Genomic DNA, 6,853 nt, shown 5'->3' with positions numbered 1-6,853 from the left:
GGTAAGTCGCTAATCAGGTGTTTTTATTCATATTCCCCCTTGTAGCGCGGCACCGGCGCCTGCTTGGCTTTCCGCGCGCCACCGGCCCTTCCCCACTCGCCCGAGAACCCACGCAATAAGCCGGTGAACCCGCTTCTTTTTGGGTTTTAGTTCTGGCCCTGGCCCACCACAATGGATGCCATGAAAGCCTTGTCCCACTCCCGTCTGCCGCGCCCCGCGCGCGCGCTGTGGCTGCTGCTGGCCCTGGTGGCGGTCGGCCTGGCCCTGCCCGCCCAGGCCCTGCGCATCAAGGAAGTGGCGGCCGTGCAGGGTGTGCGCACCAACCAGCTGACCGGCTACGGCCTGGTGGTGGGGCTGGATGGCACAGGGGACCAGACCACCCAGATGCCCTACACCACGCAGGCCATGTCCAACTACCTGCAGCAGATGGGCATCAGCCTGCCGCCCAGCGCGGCGGGCCAGTTGCAGCTCAAGAACGTGGCGGCTGTGATCGTCACGGCCCAGCTCCCTGCCTTTGCGCAGCCGGGCCAGCAGATCGACGTGAACGTGTCCTCCATGGGCAATGCCAAGTCCCTCAAGGGCGGCACCCTGATCGTCACGCCCCTGCGCGGCGCCGACGGCGAAATCTATGCGCTGGCACAGGGCAACATGGTGGTGGGCGGCGCCGGGGCCTCGGCGGGGGGCAGCAAGGTGCAGATCAACCACCTGAGCGCGGGCCGCATCCCGCTCGGTGCACAGGTCGAACGGGCCGTTCCCACGCCGCTCAACGAGGGCGACACCATCAACCTCGGGCTCAACGCCTCTGACTTCCAGACCGCCCGCCGCGTGGCGCAGGTGATCAACGCCAAGCTGGGCAGCGGCCTGGCCACGGCACTGGATGGCCGCACGGTGCAGGTGCGCGCGCCGATGGACCCCGGCGCCCGCGTGGGCTTCATCGCCGACCTGGAAGAGCTGCCGCTGGAGTCGTCCGCGCCCTCGGCCAAGGTGGTCATCAATGCCCGCACGGGATCGGTGGTGCTCAACCAGTCGGTCACGCTGGGGCCCTGCGCCATCGCGCACGGCAACCTGTCGATCACCATCAGCTCCACCCCCGTCATCAGCCAGCCCGCTCCGTTCTCGCAAGGGCAGACGGTGGTCACGCAAAAGAGCGACATCACCATCAACCAGGAGCCGGGCAATGTCATCCAGATGCCCGCCTCGCCGCAGCTCGCAGACGTGGTCAAGGCACTGAACTCGCTGGGTGCCACGCCGGGCGACCTGCTGGCCATCCTGCAGGCCATCAAGGCCGCCGGCGCGCTCAATGCCGAGCTGGAAGTGATCTGACCGGAGGCGCACCCATGGCCCTCACCCTGCCTTCTTCGTCCAACGCCAGCAGCACCCCGAATGCGCTGGCGGCCGACATCCGCTCGCTCAACACCCTCAAGTACGACGCGGGCACGGTCAACAACGCGCAGACCACGCGCGAGGTGGCCAAGCAATTTGAATCGCTGTTCATGCGCGAGCTGATCAAGAGCATGCGCGACGCCACCATGAAGTCGGGCCTGATGGAAGGCGGCGGCGCCGACCTGGGGCAGGACATGCTGGACCAGCAGCTGTCGGTGAACATGTCGGGCCAGCAGGGCGGCCTGTCCGAGGCCATTGCACGCCAGCTCTCGCGCCAGATGGGCGGCGCCGACACCAACTTCTCGGTGCCCTCCACGCTGAGCCTGCAAAAAGCCATGCCGCGCGTGGCCGCAGCCACATCGCCCGCCGCCGAGAGCACCCTCCCCGCCCCCAAGGGCCGCGATGGCTTCGTGCAGCACCTGAGCAGCACGGCCGAACGCGTCTCGCAGGAAAGCGGCATCCCCGCCAGCTTCATGCTGGGCCAGGCCGGCCATGAGACCGGCTGGGGCAAGAGCGAGATCAAGAATGCCGATGGCTCCAACTCCTTCAACCTGTTCGGCATCAAGGCCGGCAAGGGCTGGACGGGCAAGGTCGCTGAAGTGACCACCACCGAATACATCAACGGCACCCCGCGCAAGGTGGTGGCCAAGTTCCGTGCCTACGACTCGTACGAGGACTCGTTCCGCGACTACGCGCGCCTGATCAACGAGAGCCCGCGCTACGAAAAGGCCCAGGCCACCGCCCGGACCGGCTCGGCCGTGGCCTACGCGGCCGAGCTGCAAAAGGCCGGCTACGCCACCGACCCCGAGTACGCCAAGAAACTCAGCGGCGCCATCAACAGCGCGCTGCGCGTACAGCGGGCCCAGGCATGACGCGCGGGAAGAACCGAGGTAAGCCATGAGTCTGCTCAACGTCGGCGCCCGCGCCCTGCTGGCCAACCAGGTGGCCCTGCAGACCGCAGGCCACAACATCGCCAATGTCAACACGCCCGGCTATTCGCGCCAGACCGTGGTGCTGCAGACCGTGCAGGGCCAGTTCACGGGCGGTGGCTACATCGGCCAAGGGGTGGATGTGCAGACCATCCTGCGCAACCAGAGCGAGCTGCTCACGCGCCAGTCGGCCGCTGCGGGCTCGACGCAGGCCGCCGACGCCGTGCGCGCCGAGCGCCTGAGCCAGCTGCAGGAGGTGTTCAGTGGCGGCACCGAGGGCCTGGGCGCCGCCATCAATGACATGATGAACGCGTTCTCGGACGTGGTCAGCGCCCCCACCGACATCACGGCGCGCACGGTGGTGCTCACGCGGCTGGACGAGACCGCTGCGCGCATGCGCACGGCCGCCGACCGCCTCAACGAGATCCAGTACACCGTCACCGAACAGCTGCAAAGCAGCGTCACGGCCATCAACAGCCTGGCCACGCAGATGGCCAGCATCAACGAGCAGATTGCGCGCGCCAAGGGCAACGGCCAGACGCCCAACGACCTGCTGGACCAGCGCGACCAGATCATCCGCAACATCAACCAGTACGTGCAGACCACGCAGATCCCGGCCGACGATGGCACCGTGGGCCTGTTCGTGGCCGGCAGCCAGCCGCTGGTGCTGGGCACCACGGCCACCAGCCTGTCCATCGACGATGCCACCCAGTTCCCCGCCAGCGGGCAGACCAAGCTGTTCTTCAACCGCCCCGGCGCCTCGCCGGTCGAGATGGACGAGAACGTGCTGGGCGGTGGCTCGATCTCGGGCCTGCTGCGCTTCAACAACAACGACCTGACCGAAGGGCGCAACCTGCTGGGCCGCATGGCGCTGGCCATCGGCATGACGATGAACGACCAGCAGAACCTGGGCCTCACGCTCGATGGCGTGCCCGGCAAGGACCTGTTCGCGCTGCCCACCAGCATGCCGGGCTCGACCAACGGCGCCGGCGTGGGCACCGTGTCGTTCACCGGCCCCACGCAGTTCGCGGCCTCGGACTACGAGATCCGCTTCACCGTCGGCACCGCCGGCCAGGTCGTGCGCCTGTCGGATGGCAAGTCCACCGCGTTCACCAGCGCCGCCAACCTGGCCACGCTGCAGATCGACGGCCTGAACTTCAACCTGACCACGCCCGGCAACCCGGGCGAGCGCATGCTGTTCAAGCCGTTCAGCACGGCGGCCAACAACATCCAGGCGCTGGTGTACTCACCGCGCGACCTGGCCGTGGCCAACCCCATCAACGCGGCCATGGGCACGGCCAACGGCGGCACCATGCAGCTGGCCGGGCTCAAGGCCACGGGCCTGCCCAACCCGCCCGGACTGGTGCTGCCGGCCAATGCCAACCCCGCCGCCCTCCCGCCCATCCTGGGGGGGGTGCAGCTGCAGTTCACCGCAGGCCCGCCCACCACCTATGACGTGCTCGACCGGGGCACGGCGCCGCCCACCGTGCTGGCCGCCGCACAGCCCTACACCTCAGGCGCGCCGATTTCCATCAACGGGTGGGAGATCAAGCTGCAGGGCAGCCCCAAGACCGGCGACACGGTCGTCATCGGCAATGCGCTGGACCCGCAGTACGGCGACGCCTACACCCGCAACTCGGGCAACGCCAACGCGTTGATGAGCCTGCGCGATGTGAAGATGTTCGACGAATCCACGCTGAGCGACGGCTACGCCGGTGCCATTGCCCAGGTGGGCACGCGCACGCAGAGCGCCAAGTTCGCGGCAGACCTGTCCACCACCATTGCCTCCAACCTGGAGCGCGACCGCACGGCCGTCTCGGGGGTGAACCTGGACGAGGAGGCCGCCCGGCTGATCCAGTACCAGCAGGCCTACCAGGCTTCGTCCAAAATGATCCAGATTGCGCAGAACATCTTTGACTCGCTGATCCAAGGCATGGGCCGCTGACCGCGCACCCGCGCGAGGAGTTCGACATGAGCACAAACATCTACCGCCTTGGCACGGCCAACATGTACGACAACGCCCTGCGCAACCTGGGCGCACGGCAGACCAGCCTGTCCAACCTGCAGGAGAACCTCACCTCAGGCAAGCGCGTGGTGCGGGCCAGCGACGACCCGGTGTCGGCCGCCCAGGCCGAGCGCGCGCTCAACCGCCTGTCGCGCATCCAGACCGAGCAGCGCGCGCTGGAGACCCAGCGCAACGCCATCGCCCAGGGCGAATCGTCACTGGGCGACGCCGTGAACCTGATCCAGAACTTCCGCGAGCTGGTGGTCAGCGCGGGCGATGCCAGCATGACGCCCAACGACCGCGCCACCGTGGCCCACCAACTGCAGGGCCTGCGCGAACAGCTGCTGGAGGTTGCCAACCGCAAGGACACCAACGGCATCCCGCTGCTGAGCGCGCTGGGCAGTGCGCTGGCCCCCTTCCTGGGCCCGCTGAGCAGCTCGCCCGACTACAGCTTCCAGGGCCAGCCTGGCCAGACGGCGAGCACGGGCGTGACCGTGCCCGGCACGCTCGACGGCGACTCGGCCTTCATGTTCGACCCCAACCGCGACGGCGTCTACACCGCCGGCGTGAGCGCCATCCCGGTCGGCCGGCAGCTCACGACCACGGCGGTCACGCCCACCAACCTGGCCCTGGTGACGGGCGACAACTACAGCATCACCTTCAGCGCCGTGGGCCCGGGCGCCACCGCCGGCACCAGCACGGCCACCTACACCCTCACCAACACCACGACTGGCGCCGTGTCCGCCCCCGTGGTGGTGCCCGACTACCCCACCGACAAGCCGGTCACCATTGCCGTCGCGGGCATTCCGGGGCTCGCCTTCGACATCAAGGGCAACCCCGCCAACGGCGACACCGTCACCCTGCAGCCCAGCGCCAGCATGTTCAGCACGCTGGACAGCGCGATCAACGGCATCCGCAATGCCCCCAACAACAACGCAGCCATCCAGGCCGTGGGGCAGGCGCTGGCCAACATCGACACCGGGCTGGAGCGGGTGCACAACATGCGCAGCTACGCCGGCGAGCTGCTCAACCGCGCCGACCGCATCACGGGCGACCAGGACAAGCGCTCCATCCAGCTTGAAGGCGACCGCTCGCGCGCCGAGGATCTCGATATGATCAAGGGCATTTCGGACTTCCAGAACCAGCAGGTGGGCTACGAGGCAGCGCTCAAGTCCTATGCCCAGGTTCAGAAGTTGTCGCTGTTCAATTTCATCAGTTAAAGCGGGTTTTCCCACGCCGCACAGCCCAGGCGGGGAGAGCCCCCAACGACGAGACAACGCCTGAGAGCACATGGTCCAATCTGTCCTTGGCAGCCTGATTCTGGGCTACCGCCCTTTGTGGAACCGGGCCCGCAAGCTCGCGGGCATCCAGCTGTATGCGCACAACGAGGCAACGGCCGTGGTCGATGCCGGCCACCTGCTGCGCACCCTGCAGGAGCTGTGGTCCGCCAGCTCGCCGCCCCTGCTGATCTCCGCCCAGACGCGCCAGCTGCTGTGCGACCTGCTGGAACACGCGCCGCGCGGCGCCCCCTGGATCGAGGTGCGCGGCGACTGGCTGTCAGACTCGGCCATCTATTCGCGCGTGAAGGCTGCCCACCAGCGCGGGTTGCGGCTGGTGTGGCGCGGCGACGCCGGCAAGCTCCCGGAGCCCGAGGTGGCGCGCTGCTTTGACAACAGCCTGCTGACCCTGCGCCCCGAAGATGCCGTGGCAGCCCTGCAGGCAACCCCCGCGCGCCTCGGGGCCCCTGCCGCGCCAGCCCGCGCGGCCAGCCCCGTGCTGGCCGGGCAGATGTACGAAAACGTGGCCAGCCGCGCACTGATGGAGCACTGCCTGGACCACGGCAACGCCATGGCCCTGGCGGGCTGGCCGTCGGAAGACGTGCTGTACAGCCAGCGCCACCACCCGCAGCAGCCGTCCCACGCCGTGATCTTCAAGCTCATGAAGGCCATCGACGCCGAGCAGTCGCTGGAGACGTTCGAAGACATCATGGGCGAAGACCCGCTGCTCGCGTACCGCTTCATGGTCTACACCAACTCGGCCGCGTTGGGCCTGCGCACCGGCATCGACTCGCTGCGCCGGGGCCTGGTGATGATGGGCTACAGCTCCATCAAGCGCTGGCTGTCCGACCAGTTGCCCCACGCCAGCACCGACCCCAACATGCTGCCCGTGCGTGCCGCCATGCTGATCCGCGCCCAGCTCACCGCCCACCTGCTGGACGCAGGCATCGAAAACGACCTGCGCCGCGAGATCTACCTGTGCGGCCTGTTCTCGCAGCTGGACGAGCTGCTGGGCGAGCCCCTGGGCACCATCCTGCGCCGCCTGCCGCTGTCCGAGCGCATCTACGACGCCACCGTGCTGCGCACCGGCCCCTACGCCAGCGGCCTGCAGATGGCCTGCGCGCTGGAGACCGACGACGCCAGCGCGATCCGCCAGCTGTGCGAGACCTACGAGCTGGACCTGGAAGAGGTCAACCGCGCGCTGCTGCGGGTGCTGGCCGATCTGGAAGTGGAACGCCCTCCCGCCGGGCGCTGAGCGC

General features: G+C 68.2%; 5 protein-coding genes. All 5 read left to right on the top strand.

The annotated features are described in order from the left end of the window. Positions 1–171: 171 nt before the first annotated feature. Positions 172–1,323, top strand: a complete 1,152-nt coding sequence (locus DBV10_RS17010; RefSeq protein ID WP_124514771.1) for a flagellar basal body P-ring protein FlgI — start codon at positions 172–174, stop codon at positions 1,321–1,323. Between the two features lie 14 nt (positions 1,324–1,337). After that, entirely contained in the window at positions 1,338–2,255 is a 918-nt protein-coding gene (flgJ, locus tag DBV10_RS17005) for a flagellar assembly peptidoglycan hydrolase FlgJ (RefSeq protein ID WP_124514770.1), read from the top strand. Between the two features lie 25 nt (positions 2,256–2,280). Continuing rightward, positions 2,281–4,257 (top strand): flagellar hook-associated protein FlgK, encoded by a 1,977-nt coding sequence (flgK, locus tag DBV10_RS17000; RefSeq protein ID WP_124514769.1) that lies wholly within the window; start codon positions 2,281–2,283, stop codon positions 4,255–4,257. A 26-nt stretch (positions 4,258–4,283) separates the two neighbouring features. After that, on the top strand, positions 4,284–5,537 hold the full coding sequence (gene flgL / locus DBV10_RS16995) for a flagellar hook-associated protein FlgL (protein WP_124514768.1): 1,254 nt from the start codon (positions 4,284–4,286) through the stop codon (positions 5,535–5,537). A 70-nt stretch (positions 5,538–5,607) separates the two neighbouring features. After that, positions 5,608–6,849 (top strand): HDOD domain-containing protein, encoded by a 1,242-nt coding sequence (locus tag DBV10_RS16990; RefSeq protein ID WP_124514767.1) that lies wholly within the window; start codon positions 5,608–5,610, stop codon positions 6,847–6,849. The last annotated feature ends 4 nt before the right edge of the window (positions 6,850–6,853 follow it).

The organism is Acidovorax sp. FJL06 (assembly GCF_003852545.1).
GTDB lineage: Bacteria > Pseudomonadota > Gammaproteobacteria > Burkholderiales > Burkholderiaceae_C > Acidovorax.
This window is presented reverse-complemented; position numbering and strand designations above follow the sequence as displayed.

Excerpts from the sequence above, each read along its gene's own strand:
- DBV10_RS17010 (WP_124514771.1), top strand. The coding sequence starts at position 172 with ATGGATGCCATGAAAGCCTTGTCCCACTCCCGTCTGCCGCGCCCCGCG.
- flgJ (WP_124514770.1), top strand. The coding sequence starts at position 1,338 with ATGGCCCTCACCCTGCCTTCTTCGTCCAACGCCAGCAGCACCCCGAAT.
- flgK (WP_124514769.1), top strand. The coding sequence starts at position 2,281 with ATGAGTCTGCTCAACGTCGGCGCCCGCGCCCTGCTGGCCAACCAGGTG.
- flgL (WP_124514768.1), top strand. The coding sequence starts at position 4,284 with ATGAGCACAAACATCTACCGCCTTGGCACGGCCAACATGTACGACAAC.
- DBV10_RS16990 (WP_124514767.1), top strand. The coding sequence starts at position 5,608 with ATGGTCCAATCTGTCCTTGGCAGCCTGATTCTGGGCTACCGCCCTTTG.